Source organism: uncultured Pseudomonas sp. (assembly GCF_943846705.1).
In the GTDB taxonomy this organism is placed as follows: Bacteria; Pseudomonadota; Gammaproteobacteria; order Pseudomonadales; family Pseudomonadaceae; genus Aquipseudomonas.
In genome coordinates this window covers 2,477,830-2,493,485 of the sequence record NZ_OX044366.1, presented here as the reverse complement: position 1 = coordinate 2,493,485, position 15,656 = coordinate 2,477,830, and the positions used below count along the sequence as shown (strand labels likewise).

Annotated in this window: 16 protein-coding genes; 1 reads left to right on the top strand and 15 read right to left on the bottom strand. The window is 57.6% G+C overall.

All coding sequences use genetic code 11. The features are described from left to right. Positions 1–119: 119 nt before the first annotated feature. The 15 genes from rnhB to rpsB form a co-directional block, all read right to left on the bottom strand. Entirely contained in the window at positions 120–716 is a 597-nt protein-coding gene (gene rnhB / locus Q0V31_RS11740) for a ribonuclease HII (protein ID WP_298187870.1), read from the bottom strand. After that, positions 716–1,849 (bottom strand): lipid-A-disaccharide synthase, encoded by a 1,134-nt coding sequence (gene lpxB, locus Q0V31_RS11735; RefSeq protein WP_298187867.1) that lies wholly within the window; start codon positions 1,847–1,849, stop codon positions 716–718. The genes rnhB and lpxB overlap by 1 nt, the downstream gene beginning before the upstream one ends. A 3-nt stretch (positions 1,850–1,852) precedes the next feature. After that, positions 1,853–2,629, bottom strand: coding sequence for an acyl-ACP--UDP-N-acetylglucosamine O-acyltransferase (gene lpxA / locus Q0V31_RS11730; protein ID WP_298187866.1), 777 nt, complete (start codon positions 2,627–2,629; stop codon positions 1,853–1,855). Next, entirely contained in the window at positions 2,626–3,066 is a 441-nt protein-coding gene (gene fabZ, locus Q0V31_RS11725) for a 3-hydroxyacyl-ACP dehydratase FabZ (protein ID WP_298187864.1), read from the bottom strand. Before fabZ ends, lpxA begins: the two co-directional genes overlap by 4 nt. A gap of 48 nt (positions 3,067–3,114) precedes the next feature. After that, on the bottom strand, positions 3,115–4,176 hold the full coding sequence (lpxD, locus tag Q0V31_RS11720) for a UDP-3-O-(3-hydroxymyristoyl)glucosamine N-acyltransferase (RefSeq protein ID WP_298191050.1): 1,062 nt from the start codon (positions 4,174–4,176) through the stop codon (positions 3,115–3,117). Further along, the gene (locus tag Q0V31_RS11715; RefSeq protein WP_090238860.1) at positions 4,176–4,679 is read right to left on the bottom strand and encodes an OmpH family outer membrane protein; all 504 of its coding nucleotides are present in this window, start codon (positions 4,677–4,679) and stop codon (positions 4,176–4,178) included. Before Q0V31_RS11715 ends, lpxD begins: the two co-directional genes overlap by 1 nt. Positions 4,680–4,722: 43 nt before the next feature. Then, on the bottom strand, positions 4,723–7,071 hold the full coding sequence (gene bamA, locus Q0V31_RS11710) for an outer membrane protein assembly factor BamA (protein WP_298187862.1): 2,349 nt from the start codon (positions 7,069–7,071) through the stop codon (positions 4,723–4,725). A gap of 89 nt (positions 7,072–7,160) precedes the next feature. After that, positions 7,161–8,513 (bottom strand): sigma E protease regulator RseP, encoded by a 1,353-nt coding sequence (rseP, locus tag Q0V31_RS11705; RefSeq protein WP_298187861.1) that lies wholly within the window; start codon positions 8,511–8,513, stop codon positions 7,161–7,163. Between the two features lie 21 nt (positions 8,514–8,534). Continuing rightward, on the bottom strand, positions 8,535–9,719 hold the full coding sequence (ispC, locus tag Q0V31_RS11700) for a 1-deoxy-D-xylulose-5-phosphate reductoisomerase (protein ID WP_298187860.1): 1,185 nt from the start codon (positions 9,717–9,719) through the stop codon (positions 8,535–8,537). Then, complete coding sequence (locus Q0V31_RS11695; RefSeq protein ID WP_298187859.1) at positions 9,716–10,531, bottom strand: phosphatidate cytidylyltransferase; 816 nt, start codon at positions 10,529–10,531, stop codon at positions 9,716–9,718. Before Q0V31_RS11695 ends, ispC begins: the two co-directional genes overlap by 4 nt. Continuing rightward, on the bottom strand, positions 10,531–11,286 hold the full coding sequence (uppS, locus tag Q0V31_RS11690; RefSeq protein ID WP_298187858.1) for a polyprenyl diphosphate synthase: 756 nt from the start codon (positions 11,284–11,286) through the stop codon (positions 10,531–10,533). The genes Q0V31_RS11695 and uppS overlap by 1 nt, the downstream gene beginning before the upstream one ends. 16 nt (positions 11,287–11,302) lie before the next feature. Continuing rightward, complete coding sequence (frr, locus tag Q0V31_RS11685) at positions 11,303–11,860, bottom strand: ribosome recycling factor (protein WP_298187856.1); 558 nt, start codon at positions 11,858–11,860, stop codon at positions 11,303–11,305. After that, positions 11,853–12,599, bottom strand: a complete 747-nt coding sequence (gene pyrH / locus Q0V31_RS11680) for a UMP kinase (protein WP_298187855.1) — start codon at positions 12,597–12,599, stop codon at positions 11,853–11,855. The genes frr and pyrH overlap by 8 nt, the downstream gene beginning before the upstream one ends. A 189-nt stretch (positions 12,600–12,788) precedes the next feature. Next, positions 12,789–13,658: a translation elongation factor Ts gene (tsf, locus tag Q0V31_RS11675; RefSeq protein WP_298187854.1), complete on the bottom strand. Its 870-nt coding sequence runs from the start codon at positions 13,656–13,658 to the stop codon at positions 12,789–12,791. 187 nt (positions 13,659–13,845) lie between these two features. Beyond that, positions 13,846–14,586: a 30S ribosomal protein S2 gene (rpsB, locus tag Q0V31_RS11670; protein WP_298187852.1), complete on the bottom strand. Its 741-nt coding sequence runs from the start codon at positions 14,584–14,586 to the stop codon at positions 13,846–13,848. A 284-nt stretch (positions 14,587–14,870) separates the two neighbouring features. On the opposite strand from rpsB, the gene map reads away from it, so the two are divergent. Continuing rightward, positions 14,871–15,653 carry a type I methionyl aminopeptidase gene (map, locus tag Q0V31_RS11665; protein WP_298187851.1) on the top strand — a complete coding sequence of 261 codons (783 nt, stop codon included), beginning with the start codon at positions 14,871–14,873 and terminating at the stop codon, positions 15,651–15,653. The last annotated feature ends 3 nt before the right edge of the window (positions 15,654–15,656 follow it).

Genomic DNA, 15,656 nt, shown 5'->3' with positions numbered 1-15,656 from the left:
AACGATAAGGCCCGGATTGTACCGGGCCAAAGTGCAAACAACAGCAAGTAGGATGGGTTGAGCACAGCGATACCCATCGCGCGACATGATGGGTATCGGCGCAAGCACCTCAACCCACCTTACGTATCCAAAAGAGCCTTGACCGGCCCGAACGAGCGTCGATGAATCGGCGTCGGCCCTAGGCGGCGTAAAGCCTCTAGATGCACGGGGGTGGGATAGCCCTTGTGCCCGGCAATGCCGTAGCCGGGGTATTGCTGATCAAGCTGCTGCATCTCGCGGTCGCGGCTGACCTTGGCCAGGATCGAAGCGGCAGCAATGGCCGGGACCTGGCTATCGCCCTTGACCACAGCGGCACTGGGCACCTGCAGCTTGGGGCAGCGATTGCCGTCGATCAGCGCCAATTTAGGTGTGACGCTCAAACCCTCGACCGCACGCTGCATGGCCAGCATGGTGGCCTGCAAAATGTTCAGCTGGTCGATCTCTTCCACCTCAGCCCGGGCAATGCACCAGGCCAGGGCTTTTTCACGAATTTCATCGAAGAGCTTTTCGCGACGCGCTTCAGTCAATTTCTTCGAGTCATTGAGGCCGAGAATCGGCCGTGCCGGATCGAGAATGACGGCGGCCGTCACCACCGCACCGCAGAGCGGGCCACGGCCCACCTCATCGACACCAGCAACCAGTTCCTGCACCAGGGTGAAATCCAGGCCGAGCTGCATCAGCTACGGCCCGTTAGCTGCAGCACGGCCTGGGCGGCCTGTACTGACGCATCACGACGCAAAGCCCGATGAATCACATCAAAGCCTTCAGTCTGCACTTCGCCGCCATTGAGCAGCGGTGCCAGCAACTGCGCCAGCGCTTCGGCAGTAGCCGCATCCTGGATCAGCTCGGGCACCAGCAAACGCTCGGCCAGCAGGTTGGGCAATGAAATATAGGCACTGCTAACCAGGCGCTTAAGGATGCGGTAGGTCATAGGTGCAACCTTATAGGCCACCACCATGGGGCGCTTGTACAGCAGGGCTTCAAGGGTCGCCGTACCGGAGGCAATCAACACCGCATTACAGGCGGCTAGCGCCTCATGGGAGCGGCCATTGAGCAGGGTCAGCGGCAGATCACGGCCTACCAGCATCTGCTCAAGCTGTGCACGACGTTCGGGACTGGAACAGGGCAAGACAAACTGAATACCGGGGCGCAACGTACGCAAGCGCACGGCCGCATCGAGAAACAGACTGCCCAGGCGCGCCACTTCACCACCGCGACTGCCCGGCATCAAGGCAACCACGGGCTGATCATGGGGCAGGTTAAGCGCATCACGCGCCGCCGCGCGATCGGCCTGTTGCGGAATGGTATCGGCCAGCGGATGCCCAACAAAACGCACCGGCACCTGATGGTCCTGGTAGAACTGCGCTTCGAACGGAAACAGGGTCAGCATCAGATCGCAGGCATCCCGAATCTTCAGCACACGCTTCTGCCGCCAGGCCCACACGGAAGGACTGACGTAATGCACGGTCTTGATTCCCGCCTGACGCAACTTGAGCTCAAGGGTCAGATTGAAATCCGGCGCGTCGATGCCGATGCACACATCCGGCTTGGCGGCGATCAACGTGTTGATCAGGCGTTTACGCCGTGACAACAATTCGGGAAGACGACCAAGCACCTCAACCAAACCCATCACCGACAAGCGCTCCATCGGAAAATAGGAGTTCAGGCCCTGGGCCTGCATCAGCGGGCCACCGACACCGATAAACTCGATTGCGGGGTGCTGGGCTTTAAGGGCCTGCATCAGGCCGGCACCGAGAATATCGCCAGACGCCTCGCCGGCGACCAGCGCGACACGCATCAGGTCAGTCATAAATTATCGGGTAATGCCGCGGCTGGAAGCCTGAATGGAATCGCGGAAGATCGCGACTTCGGGGAACTCTGCTGCCGATTCGGCCAACTCGCTCATCGCCTGATCAACCGTCAGCCCTTGGCGGTAGACCGTCTTGTAACCGCGACGCAGGGCCGCAATGGCTTCGGGGCTGAAACCACGACGACGCATGCCCTCGAAGTTCATGCTGCGGGCTTCCGCCGGGTTACCAAAGACGGTGACAAACGCCGGAACGTCCTTGCCAATCGCCGTGCCCATGCCGGAAAAGCTGTGCGCGCCGATACGGCAGAACTGATGGACCAGGGTGTAACCGGAAAGAATCGCCCAGTCATCCACCCATACATGCCCGGCCAACGCGGTGTTGTTGACCAGAATGCAATGATTGCCGATCACGCTGTCATGGCCAATGTGGGCATAGGCCATGATCAGATTGTGGTCGCCAATAGTGGTTTCACTGCGGTCCTGCACGGTACCGCGATGGATGGTGACACCCTCACGAATCACATTGTGATCGCCAATCACCAGGCGCGTCGCCTCACCTTGATACTTAAGATCAGGGGTGTCTTCGCCCACCGAGGAAAACTGATAGATGCGGTTATGTTTACCGATCCAGGTCGGCCCCTTGAGGATCACATGGGGGCCGATCACTGTACCTTCGCCAATTTCCACATCGGCCCCGACTATCGACCAAGGGCCTACGATAACGTCGTCAGCCAGCTTGGCACTGGGGTCGATGATCGCGCGAGGGTCAATCAAACTCATAGTTTGCGTTCCGCACAGATGATTTCTGCCGAGCAGACTTCCTTGCCGTCGACGCTGGCCTTGCACTCGAACTTCCAGATGCTGCGCTTGCTGCTCAGGTAGCGGGCCTCGAGGATCAGTTGATCACCCGGCACCACTGGCTGACGAAAGCGTAGCTTGTCCGAGCCAACGAAGTAATACAGGGTGCCATCGGCAGGCTTCAGATCCATCATCTTGAAGCCGAGAATGCCAGCGGCCTGAGCCATGGCCTCGATGATCAACACGCCCGGCATGATCGGGTGCTCAGGGAAGTGGCCGTTAAAGAATGGCTCATTGATACTGACATTCTTGTAAGCACGAATACACTTGCCTTCAAGATCCAGCTCAGCCACCCGATCCACCAGCAGGAACGGATAACGGTGCGGCAAGTATTCGCGAATCTGGTTGATGTCCATCATGTGCAGAGGAGCCTGTAAGAGAAAAAAGAGAAACCGGCAAATACCGGTTCAGGCATCAGATGAAGTGTCAGCGGCGGAGGTCACGGCGGCCAGCTGCTTTTCCAACTGCTGCAGGCGTCGCGCCATGTCATCCAACTGACGAATCCGTGCCGCGCTCTTGCGCCACTCAGCCGCTGGCTGCATGGCTGTGCCCGAAGAATAGGAGCCGGGCTCGGTAATCGAGCGGGTGACCATGGTCATACCGGTGACGAACACGTTGTCGCACACCTCGATGTGCCCAACCATGCCAACGCCGCCGGCGATCATGCAGTTCTTGCCGATTTTGGTGCTGCCGGAAATACCCGCGCAACCGGCCATGGCGGTGTTATCACCGATCTGCACGTTGTGCGCGATCATGATCTGGTTATCCAGCTTAACGCCGTTACCAATCAGCGTGTCCGACAACGCACCACGGTCCACCGTGGTGTTGGCACCTATTTCAACATCATCGCCGATAGTCACGCCGCCGATCTGCGCGATCTTCTGCCAGACACCCTTCTCGTTGGCAAAGCCGAAGCCCTCACCGCCGATCACCGCGCCGGACTGAATGACCACGCGTTTGCCGATCCGCACATCGTGATACAGCGTCACTCGCGGGGCTAACCAGCCGCCCTCACCGATCACCGAACGCGCGCCGATAACGCACTGCGCGCCGACAGTCACGCCGGCGGCTATCTGCGCACCACTCTCGACCACTGCATACGCGCCAATACTGGCACTGCCATCGACCTGCGCATCCGCCGCCACCACCGCGCTCGGGTGCACACCCGGCAAGGCCCGCGGCTTGCGATCAAACAGATGGGAAAGCTCGGCATAGGCCAGGTAGGGATTGGCCACAACCAGGGCATTACCGGTATAGCCTTCGGCATCGGCGGCGGTCAGCAGCACCGCACCAGCCTGACAGCCAGAGAGAAACTTACGGTATTGCGCATTGGCGAGAAAACTCAACTGCTCAGGGCCAGCCTCCTGCAAGGTAGCCAAACCACTGATCAGTTGATCTTCGGTGCCACGCAAGGTGGCACCCAGACGCCCGGCCAACTGGCCAAGGGTATAAACCGGCATGTTCATGATCAACGCAGCTTGTTCATACGCTCAATAACCTGGCGGGTGATGTCGAACTGTGGTTTGACATCAATCACCGCACCGCGCTCCAGCACCAAGTCAAAGTTACCGGTCTTGATCACTTCTTCCACCGCCTTATCCAGGTTCGGCTTGAGCTTCTTAAGCATTTCACGATCCGCCACAGCCTTGGACTCGTTCAACTCCTTGGACTGAAACTGGAAGTCACGGGCTTTTTGCTTGAACTCAAGCTCCAGACGCTCGCGCTCGGCGGTTTGCATTTTTTCACCGTCTTTGACCAGACGATCCTGAATGCGCTTGGCATCGCTTTCCAAGGTTTTCAGCTTGTTCAGTTGCGGGCCGAACTTCTTCTCGGCATCCACGGCATAACGCTTAGCCGCATCAGACTCCAACAGGGCCATCTGATAGTTCAATACCGCGACTTTCATCTCGGCAAACGCCGGAGTCGCCAGCAGGGCAACGCTTAACAAAACCAGTTGAGTCAACTTACGCACGGTGCAACTCCTGCAAAACTGTTGATATTCAATAATCCGACGCTTAGAACGTCTGACCGAGAGAGAACTGGAAAATCTGTGTATCGGCATCATCCGGCTTGATGATTGGCATGGCCAAACTAAAGCTTAACGGGCCAAGAGCGGTGATCCACGTCAGGCCAACACCCACCGAGCTGGCCAAATTGCCGGCATCGATGCTGCTGCAATCGGCCTGGGAACTTCCGCAATTGGTGTCGAAGACATTACCCACATCCCAGAACAGTGCGGTACGCAGGGAGCGCTGGTCTTTGACGAACGGCATAGGGAACAGCAGCTCGGCACCACCTTGAATCAGCACGTTGCCGCCGAATGGTAGAGGATCTTGATCCGGGTCGAACGACGTACCTGGGTTGGTGCCTTTGCTCGGCGTGCTACGCGGCCCCAGACTGCTGTCCTTAAAGCCACGCACCGAGTTGAAACCACCGGCGTAGTAGTTCTCATAAAACGGCAACTCGCTGGTAGAACCATAGCTTTCGCCATAACCCAACTGGCTGTGCAAGCGTAGGGTGTAGGTATCTGTCAGCGGCTTGAAAACCTGGCCACGGTAATCCACCTTGAAGAACGACAAGTCACTGCCCGGCACCGTTGACTCAAATACCAGACTTTGTGAGTGACCACGGTTAGCCAGCACGCCACGGTTAAGGGTCGACTCAGACCAACCGACCGAGGCTTTAAGGTTCAGGTAGCTGTCACCTTCGGCTTCAATAAAGTCGAAGATCTCATCAACGGTATACACACCAGTGCCGATGCTGTCGTTCTGGATGGTCAGGCCATAGGTCAGACGCGAAGTATCGCTGATTGGATATCCAATGCTGACGCCCGCGCCGTAGCTGTCCACCGAGTAGCTGGACACATCGGTGTTCAGCTCATCGTAATCGGTTTCACGGAAGAAGGCGTTGTAGCCCAGGCTCACGCCGTCCGGCGTCCAGTACGGATCAACGAAACCGAAGTTGTAGCTGCTCTGGTATTCGCTGCGGGTCAAACCCACGCTGACCTTATTACCGGTACCGAGGAAGTTGTTCTGAGTAATCGAGCCACCCAGAATCAAACCGGCGTTCTGGGCAAAACCGACGCTGGCGGTAATCGAACCAGAAGCCTGTTCTTCAACGCTGTAGTTGACATCAACCTGATCATCGGTGCCCGGCACTTGCGGGGTTTCGACGTTGACTTCCTTGAAGTAGCCCAGCCGCTCCAGACGGGTCTTGGACTGATCAATCAGGTAAGTCGAAGCCCAGCCACCTTCCATCTGGCGCATTTCACGGCGCAGAACATCATCTTCTGTCTTGGTGTTACCACGGAAGTTGATCCGGTTTACATAAGCGCGCTTGCCCGGGTCGACCACAAAGGTGATGGACACGGTGCCATCATCATGCGCTTCCGGTACGCCATTGACGTTGGCGAAGGTATAGCCTTCGTTACCCAGGCGACGGGTGATCAACTCGGACGTAGTGGTCATCACTTTACGCGAGAACACCTGGCCCTCTTGGACCAGCAGCAAGGCGCGAACTTCTTCTTCCGGCACCTTCAACTCACCGCTGAGCTTGACCTCACGCACGGTGAATTTCTCGCCTTCATCCACGTTGACGGTGACGTAGACGTGCTTCTTGTCTGGGGTAATGGACACCTGCGTAGAGCTGATATCCATGTTGATATAGCCGCGATCCAGATAATAGGAGCGCAGACGTTCCAAGTCACCGGAGAGCTTCTCACGGGCGTACTTGTCATCATTCTTGAAGAAGGACAGCCAGTTGGTGGTTTTCAGCTCGAACAAGTCAATCAGGTCTTCGTCGGAAAAAACCGAGTTACCCACCACGTTGATGTGCTGAATCGCCGCAATAGAACCTTCGTTAATATTGATCTTCAGCGCGACGCGGTTGCGTGGCTGCGGAATCACTTCGGCTTCGATTTCGGCGGAGTAACGGCCCTGCGCCACGTACTGACGCTGCAGTTCGTTACGCACACCTTCCAGAGTGGCGCGCTGGAAAATCTCGCCTTCGGCCAGACCAGACTGATTCAAGCCCTTGAGCAAGTCTTCACTGCTGATAGCCTTGTTACCTTCGATTTCGATGCCGGAAATCGACGGCCGCTCAACAACGGTAATAACCAGTACGTCGCCATCGCGACCGAGCTGGATATCCTGGAAGAAACCGGTCTTGAACAGTTCGCGAGTGGCCTCGACCAATGCGCGATCATCCGCTTGCGCACCCACATTGAGAGGCAAGGCACCGAATACGCTGCCAGCCGAAACGCGCTGCAGACCGGTGACCCGAATATCGGAGATGGTGAAGGACTCGGCGTGAACTTCGGTGATCATCAGTGCGGCAAGCACCGCAGGTAGCAGCAGACGTTTCATGAAGTCCTTTCTTATTTCAACTGACAATAAAAAATCTGCCGCTTAAGGCGACACTTTTTGTACATACGAAGAGCGTAATTCAGCAGCGACTACAGGCGACCCAGGTCATTTATCAGGGCCAGCAACATAACCCCAATTATTAGACTGATGCCGATCTGCATCCCCCAACCCTGCACCCGTTCCGACAGTGGACGACCACGCACCCACTCGACCAGATAAAACAGCAGATGCCCCCCATCCAGCACGGGGATAGGCAGCAAATTAAGAACCCCCAGGCTAATGCTCAGGTAGGCGAGGAATTTAAGAAAATCACTCAAACCCGACTCAGCAGAAGCGCCCGCCACTTTAGCAATGGTTATCGGCCCGCTCAAGTTTTTTACCGAGAGCTCACCAAAGAGCATTTTCTTCAGCGAATTAAGGGTCAGAACGCTCATTGCCCAGGTGTTTTTGGCCCCTTCAACAACGGCCTCTAACGGGCCGTAACTCACTTCGCGCAGCATGTCGGCGGGCCACTCTCCGCCGGCCACGCCGGCGCCCAGATAACCCGTCGACGCCCCACCCTCACCGCGCGCAGCCAGGGTCAAAGGCACATCCAGCTGCTGACCTTCGCGCTCAACCAGCAGGGTAACTTTCTTGCCCGGCAAGCCACGAACTTGATCAACCAGTTGCTGCCAATCAGCTAACCGCTGGCCTTCAAACGCAAGCAGTCGATCACCCACCTGCAAACCCGCCGCGAATGCAGGCCCTTCGGGGTCAAGCTGTGCCAGCACGGGCTGCAGCACCGGACGCCACGGACGAATACCTAGTGAAGCGATGGGGTCGGGCTCATCGGTGCCGCGCAACCAGTTATCCAGCACGATCTGCCGAGGGCTGTCGACCGAAGAGTCTTGCTCACGCACGGCCAAATCCAGACGACCACTTTCACCCAGGCGACCCACCAGCTGTAGATTGACTGCCGCCCAACCGAGGGTTGCCTGACCATCAATCGCAACGATTTCCTGCCCAGCCTGCAATCCAGCGACATCAGCCAGGCTACCCGCCTCGACCGCACCGATAACCGGGCGCACCTGCTGGCTACCGAGCATCGCCACGACCCAGAAGAACAGCAACGCAAGCACAAAATTGGCTACAGGGCCGGCCGCCACGATGGCAATACGCTGCCGTACCGACTTACGGTTGAACGACTGATCAAGCAACTCCGGCGGCACATCGCCTTCGCGCTCATCAAGCATTTTCACGTAGCCGCCCAGCGGGATGGCAGCCACAACAAACTCGGTGCCCTGGCGGTCATGCCAGCGCAGCAAAGGGCTGCCAAAGCCGACAGAAAACCGCAGCACCTTTACACCACAACGGCGGGCAACCCAGAAATGGCCATATTCATGAATAGTTACCAGCACACCGAGAGCAACCAGGGTGCCGACCAACATATAAAGCGCACTCATCAAACTTCTCCGCGTCAGCGATTAGCGCAGACTCAGCCATTGCTCAGCCAGATTACGTGCCCGACTATCAGCAGCCAGCACAGCATCCAGACTCTCAACCGCCAGGGCGGGCTCAGCGTGCAGGACGTCTTCGATCATACGCGCGATCTCCGGAAAGCGGATGCGCCGTTCAAGGAAAGCGGTCACCGCCACTTCGTTCGCCGCATTCAGCATGGCCGGCGCAGTCCCTCCGGCTTGTGCCGCTTCACGCGCCAAACGCAAACAGGGAAAGCGCTGCTCATCCGGCGCCTGGAAGTCCAGCCGGGCGATGGCGAATAGATCCAGCGGCGCGACACCTGAATCAATACGCTCCGGCCAAGCCAAGGCATGAGTGATTGGCGTGCGCATGTCCGGATTGCCCAATTGGGCCAACACCGAGCCGTCAACGTAATCCACCAGAGAGTGGATCACGCTCTGCGGATGCACCACCACTTCAATCTGCGCAGGCGTCGTATCAAACAACCAACAGGCCTCGATCAGCTCCAGACCTTTGTTCATCATGCTTGCCGAGTCGACCGAAATTTTGCGACCCATCGACCAGTTAGGGTGCGCGCAGGCCTGCTCAGGCGTGACGGCATGCAGCTGCTCCAGCGGCATTTCACGGAATGGCCCGCCTGAAGCGGTCAATAGAATACGGCGCACGCCAACCGACTGCAGCCCGCGCGCGTAGTCACCCGGCAGGCACTGGAAAATCGCATTGTGCTCACTGTCGATCGGCAGCAACACCGCACCGCTGCGCTTGACCGCCTGCATAAACAGTGCGCCCGACATCACCAGGGCTTCTTTATTGGCCAGCAGGACTTTCTTGCCAGCCTCGACTGCCGCCAGGGTCGGCGGCAAGCCTGCCGCCCCAACGATAGCCGCCATCACCGTATCGACCTCAGGATGCGCCGCTACCTGACACAAGCCTTGCTGACCATACAGCACCTCAGTAGGCAGCCCGGCCGCACGCAGATTGCCTTGCAAGCCAGCAGCAGCGGAGGCTTCCGGCACCACAACAAAGCGCGGCCGATAAAGCACGCACAACGCCTCGAGCTCAGCCAGACGACTGAAGCCAGACAGCGCAAACACTTGATAACGCTCAGGGTGACGAGCAATCACATCAAGGGTGCTCAGGCCGATCGAACCCGTCGCACCCAGCACCGTAACCTGCTGCGGGTGACTCACAGCGCGCCCCAACCAGCCAGCCATAGCAAGGCGGCAAACACCGGGATCGCAGCCGTTAGACTGTCGATACGATCCAGCACACCACCATGTCCAGGCAGCAGATTGCTGCTGTCCTTGATCCCGGATTGGCGTTTAAACATGCTTTCAGTCAGATCGCCGACCACCGAGATCAGCACCACCACAGCGGTACCCGCCAAGCCCAGCAGCAGGCTGGCGAACGACCAGTCCCGGTAAACCGCCACACCCACGCAGATCAGCAGTGTCGCGAGCAAGCCACCAAACACGCCTTCCCAGCTTTTACCGGGACTGACCTGCGGGGCCAGCTTGCGCTTACCGAAACGCCGGCCACTGAAGTAAGCGCCGATATCTGCACCCCACACCAGCACCATCACCGCCAGAATCAGCCAGTTCGCCTCAGGCCATTGCTTGAACAACACCAACCCCTGCCAAGCCGGCAGCAGAATCAGCAGACCAATCAGCAACTTAGCCGGCAGACCAGACCAGCAACGGCTACTGGCCGGATAGCCCAGCACCAGAACGGTTGCCAGCGCCCACCAGATAACCCCAGACAACAACACCCATGGCGCCAAAACGGGCAACAGGTACAAGCCCAATAGCAGCACGGCAACCAGCGACGCGAAAGCAACACGCTGCACCTGCGCAGTCAAGCCGGCCAAGCGCGCCCATTCCCAAGCGCCCAAGCTGACCACTGCGCCGATAAACAGCGCAAACAGCCCGCCATCAAGCAGAAAGAAACCACCCAGAGCGAACGGCAACAGCACCAGCGCCGTGATAATTCGTTGTTTGAGCATCAGCTGCGGGTCTCAGCAGCCACCTGATCGCTGGTTTTCCCAAAGCGACGCTGGCGGCTAGCAAAATCGGCCAAGGCTTTGCGCATGGCGTCGTGTTTGAAATCCGGCCAGTACAGGTCGGAGAAATACAGCTCGGTATACGCCAGCTGCCAAAGCAGGAAGTTACTGATGCGGTGCTCGCCACCGGTGCGAATGCACAGATCCGGCAGCGGCAAATCGCCGGTCACCAGACAGCTTTGCAACAACTGCGGAGTGATGTCCTCGGCGCGCAAATGACCACCCTGAACCTCACGCGCCAAGCGCTGAGCGGCCTGGGCAATATCCCACTGACCACCATAATTGGCGGCCACTTGCAGGACAAATCGCTTGTCGCCGGCCGTTTGCGCCTCAGCTTCACGCATTGCCGCCTGCAGTTCAGGGTGAAAGCGCGAGCGATCACCAATAATCCGCAAGCTGATGTCATTGGCATTAAGCTTCTTCGCCTCGCGGCGCAACGCGGCGAGGAACAACTCCATCAGCGCACTGACCTCCTCAGCCGGGCGCTGCCAGTTTTCACTGGAAAAAGCGAAGAGGGTCAACACCTCGACCCCCGCCTCAGCGCACACCTCGATCACCGCGCGCACAGCATCGACACCGGCTTTATGGCCGGCCACGCCAGGCAGCAGACGCTTCTTCGCCCAGCGATTATTACCGTCCATGATGATCGCCACATGCCGCGGCACAGCGGACGGACTACTGTCTTGGCTTTTGATCATGACGAAATCCTGACCGTTAAACGGCCATCAGATCCGCTTCTTTCTGCTTAACCGCTACTTCGATCTCGGCCACGAACTTGTCCGTCAACTTCTGCACGTCATCGGCGGCACGGCGCTCGTCGTCCTCGCTGATTTCCTTCTCCTTGACCAGGTCTTTCAACTGGCTCAAGGCATCACGACGGATATTGCGCACGGCCACACGGCCATCTTCGGCCGCATCGCGGGCCTGCTTGGTGAAGCCCTTGCGGGTTTCTTCGGTCAGCGCCGGCATGGAAATCAGCAGCAATTCGCCCAGGTTGGTCGGATTGAAGCCCAGACCGGAGCTTTGGATCGCCTTATCCACTGCGGCCAGCATGTTGCGCTCGAAGGCCACAACCTGCAGGGTGCGCGAGTCTTTAACCGTCACGTTGGCAACCTGATTCAGCGGGGTGTCAGCGCCGTAGTAAGGCACCATCACGCCGCCAAGGATGCTCGGGTGCGCCTGGCCGGTACGAATACGGCTAAAGGCATGCAGCAGCGACTCCAGGCTCTTTTGCATACGCACCTGAGCGTCTTTCTTGATCTCATTAATCATGTTTATCTTCCTCAATCAGAGTGCCTTCAGCACCACCTACTACTACGTTGAGCAGGGCGCCGGGCTTGTTCATATTGAAAACGCGCAGCGGCATAGCATGGTCGCGGCACAGACAAATAGCGGTCAGATCCATTACACCCAGCTTGCGATCGAGCACCTCATCATAGGTCAGGCGATCGAACTTCTCGGCATGCGGGTCTTTGAATGGATCGGCAGTGTACACACCATCCACCTTGGTCGCCTTGAGCACCACGTCGGCATCGATTTCGATGGCTCGCAGGCAAGCAGCCGAGTCAGTGGTGAAAAACGGATTACCAGTGCCAGCAGCGAAGATCACCACCTCACCGGTTTTCAGATGACGCAATGCTTTGCGCCGATCGTAATGGTCAGTCACGCCGACCATGGAAATCGCCGACATCACGATGGCCGGGATATTCGAGCGCTCCAGCGCATCGCGCATGGCCAGGGCGTTCATCACCGTGGCGAGCATGCCCATATGGTCGCCGGTTACTCGGTCCATGCCAGCGGCGCTCAGAGCTGCGCCACGAAACAAATTGCCGCCACCGATTACCAGGCCAACCTGCACGCCGATACCGACCAACTGGCCGACTTCCAGCGCCATGCGGTCAAGCACCTTGGGGTCAATACCGAAGTCTTCCGCCCCCATCAGGGCCTCGCCGCTAAGTTTGAGCAGAATGCGCTTGTAGCGCGGTTGACGACCACTCATCTGCTGAGCCATTGCGAGTCTCTCCTGCGGCGTTTGAATTCTATGCGAACCTTGGGTTCACCTTGATTGAGCGCTTCGACAGCGCCCTCAGTGATTGGTGCCAACGCCCAAACACTGCATTGCAACACTGCGCCCTTAATTTGACAAAGAGGCCGCGCGCGTGAGCGGGCAGCCTCTTCGGGGCGACAGCGATTAACCGTCTTACTGCTTGCTGGCAGCCAGCTGGGCAGCAACTTCTTCAGCGAAGTTGTCGACCGGCTTCTCGATGCCTTCACCTACCTGGAAGCGGGTGAAGGAAACGATTTCAGCGCCGGCTTTCTTGGCCAGAGCACCGACCTTGATTTCCGGATCTTTAACGAAGGCTTGCTCAACCAGACTGGCTTCAGCGAGGAACTTCTGGATACGACCGCCAACCATCTTCTCGACGATTTCAGCCGGTTTGCCCTTCATCTTGTCTTCGTTGAGGCTAATGAACACGGCTTTCTCGCGCTCAATGGCTTCAGCAGAAACTTCTGTAGGCAGCAGGAACTCAGGATTGCTGGCCGCTACGTGCATGGCAATGTCTTTAGCCAATTCAGCGTCGCCACCCTTGAGGACAACCACAACGCCGATCTTGTTGCCGTGCAGGTAAGCATTGACCACGTCGCCTTCAACACGCGCCAGACGACGAATATTGACGTTTTCGCCAACTTTGGCCACCAGCGCTTCGCGCGCCGATTCCTGGGAAGCGATCAGTGGCGCGGCGTCAGTCAGCTTCTCGGCAAATGCCTTTTCGATGCTGCTGTTCACGAAGTTCTTGAAGTCGTCCTGCAGAGCCAGGAAGTCAGTTTGCGAGTTGACTTCAAGGATCACGGCCGACTTGCCGTCTTCAGCGACTTTGACACTGATAGCGCCTTCAGCAGCTACGTTGCCCGCTTTTTTGGCAGCCTTGATCGCGCCGGAAGCACGCATGTCGTCGATGGCTTTTTCGATGTCGCCGCCAGCCTTGGTCAAGGCCTTCTTGCAGTCCATCATGCCTTCGCCAGTACGCTCACGCAGTTCTTTTACCAACGCTGCAGTAATCTCTGCCATTTCAAAATCCTCTGGATAGGTTGTTAACCATTCCACCCGCCAATACAAAACGGGCGCTCAATTCGTAACGCATTGCCGACAATGACCAGAAACAATTGCAAGTGCGTGTCGGCGATGGTTTTAAAGGTGGCAAAAAGGGGGCCAAGCCCCCTTTTTGCGAACTAAGCAAACGCTAGACGCGCTCTACTTAGCCTTCAACAACTGCAGCCGGGGCTTGCTCGACGAACTCGTCGGTGCCGCCATTAGCGTTGTTGCGAGCACGAATCACGGCATCAGCCATGGCGCCCATGTACAGCTGGATGGCGCGAATGGCGTCATCGTTACCTGGAATAATGTAGTCAACGCCTTCCGGGCTGCTGTTGGTATCGACGATGCCGATAACTGGGATGCCCAGCTTGTTGGCTTCAGTGATAGCAATGCGCTCGTGGTCAACGTCGATCACGAACAGAGCGTCTGGCAGACCGCCCATGTCCTTGATACCACCCAGGCTGCGATCCAGTTTTTCCAGATCACGAGTACGCATCAGGGCTTCTTTCTTGGTCAGCTTGGTGAAAGTACCGTCCTGGGACTGAACTTCCAGATCACGCAGACGCTTGATCGAGGCACGGATGGTTTTGTAGTTGGTCAGCATGCCGCCCAACCAGCGATGATCGACGTACGGCGAGCCGCAACGTGCTGCTTCTTCAGCAACGATCTTGCCAGCGGAACGCTTGGTGCCGACGAACAGAATCTTGTTTTTGCCCGAAGCCAGCTTCTCAACGAACGACAGTGCGTCGTTGAACATTGGCAGGGTTTTTTCAAGGTTGATGATGTGGATCTTGTTGCGCGCGCCGAAAATGTACTTGCCCATTTTCGGGTTCCAGTAACGGGTCTGGTGGCCGAAGTGCACACCGGCCTTCAGCATATCGCGCATATTGACTTGGGACATGATAGTTCCTTGATAAGTCGGGTTAGGCCTCCACGTATCCCGATCTCCAACCTCGCGAACTTGTCGCAAAGCACCCAGGAAACCGTGTCGATACGTGTGTGGGTTTAAGCTTCCGGGCACGCAGCCCGCAAAGCGGCGCGTTTTATACCATAGAAATCAGGCGCAAGCCACCTACGAACAACAACATATACCATCCACCCGACTGGCACGCTTTTTCGTCCTTATAGCTTGCGCCTGGTAACTGCTAATATGTCGCCCTTTCTGTTCGCGTCCGAGAACCGCATATGACCGTCACCATCAAAACCCCCGACGAAATCGAAAAAATGCGCGTAGCCGGCCGCCTGGCTGCCGAAGTGTTGGAAATGATTGGCGAGCACGTCAAGCCCGGCATCACCACCGAAGCGCTCGACCGCATCTGCCATGACTATATTGTCAACGTGCAGCAGGCCATCCCTGCCCCTCTCAATTATAAAGGCTTCCCCAAGTCGATCTGCACCTCGGTCAACCATGTGGTTTGCCACGGCATCCCCAATGACAAGCCACTGAAAGACGGTGATGTGATCAACATCGATATCACCGTAATCAAGGACGGCTACCACGGCGATACCAGCAAAATGTTCATGGTTGGCAAAGTGCCTGAGTGGGCCGAGCGCTTGGCTACGGTCACCCAAGAGTGCCTGTATAAAGGCATCGAGCTGGTCAAGCCGGGCACCCGCCTGGGCGACATCGGTGAAGTCATCCAGAAGCATGCTGAGAAGAATGGCTTCTCGGTAGTACGTGAGTTCTGCGGCCACGGCATTGGCGCGGTGTTCCACGAAGAGCCACAAGTGCTGCACTACGGCCGCGCCGGCACCGGCATGGAGCTGGTAGAAGGCATGACCTTCACCATCGAGCCGATGATCAACCAAGGCCGCGCGGAAACCCGCACCCTGGGCGACGGCTGGACCGCGATCACCAAGGACCGCAAGCTTTCCGCACAGTGGGAGCACACCCTTCTGGTGACAGCTACCGGCTACGAGATTTTCACCCTGCGCAGCGATGAAACCATCGCCCGCACTTCAGCCTGAACC

Bases quoted from the DNA above. Each gene is read 5' to 3' on its own strand.
- lpxA (WP_298187866.1), bottom strand. From the start codon at position 2,629: ATGAGTTTGATTGACCCTCGCGCGATCATCGACCCCAGTGCCAAGCTG.
- rpsB (WP_298187852.1), bottom strand. From the start codon at position 14,586: ATGTCCCAAGTCAATATGCGCGATATGCTGAAGGCCGGTGTGCACTTC.
- rseP (WP_298187861.1), bottom strand. From the start codon at position 8,513: ATGAGTGCGCTTTATATGTTGGTCGGCACCCTGGTTGCTCTCGGTGTG.
- uppS (WP_298187858.1), bottom strand. From the start codon at position 11,286: ATGATCAAAAGCCAAGACAGTAGTCCGTCCGCTGTGCCGCGGCATGTG.
- fabZ (WP_298187864.1), bottom strand. From the start codon at position 3,066: ATGATGGACATCAACCAGATTCGCGAATACTTGCCGCACCGTTATCCG.
- frr (WP_298187856.1), bottom strand. From the start codon at position 11,860: ATGATTAATGAGATCAAGAAAGACGCTCAGGTGCGTATGCAAAAGAGC.
- lpxB (WP_298187867.1), bottom strand. From the start codon at position 1,849: ATGACTGACCTGATGCGTGTCGCGCTGGTCGCCGGCGAGGCGTCTGGC.
- rnhB (WP_298187870.1), bottom strand. From the start codon at position 716: ATGCAGCTCGGCCTGGATTTCACCCTGGTGCAGGAACTGGTTGCTGGT.
- bamA (WP_298187862.1), bottom strand. From the start codon at position 7,071: ATGAAACGTCTGCTGCTACCTGCGGTGCTTGCCGCACTGATGATCACC.
- tsf (WP_298187854.1), bottom strand. From the start codon at position 13,658: ATGGCAGAGATTACTGCAGCGTTGGTAAAAGAACTGCGTGAGCGTACT.
- Q0V31_RS11695 (WP_298187859.1), bottom strand. From the start codon at position 10,531: ATGCTCAAACAACGAATTATCACGGCGCTGGTGCTGTTGCCGTTCGCT.
- pyrH (WP_298187855.1), bottom strand. From the start codon at position 12,599: ATGGCTCAGCAGATGAGTGGTCGTCAACCGCGCTACAAGCGCATTCTG.
- map (WP_298187851.1), top strand. From the start codon at position 14,871: ATGACCGTCACCATCAAAACCCCCGACGAAATCGAAAAAATGCGCGTA.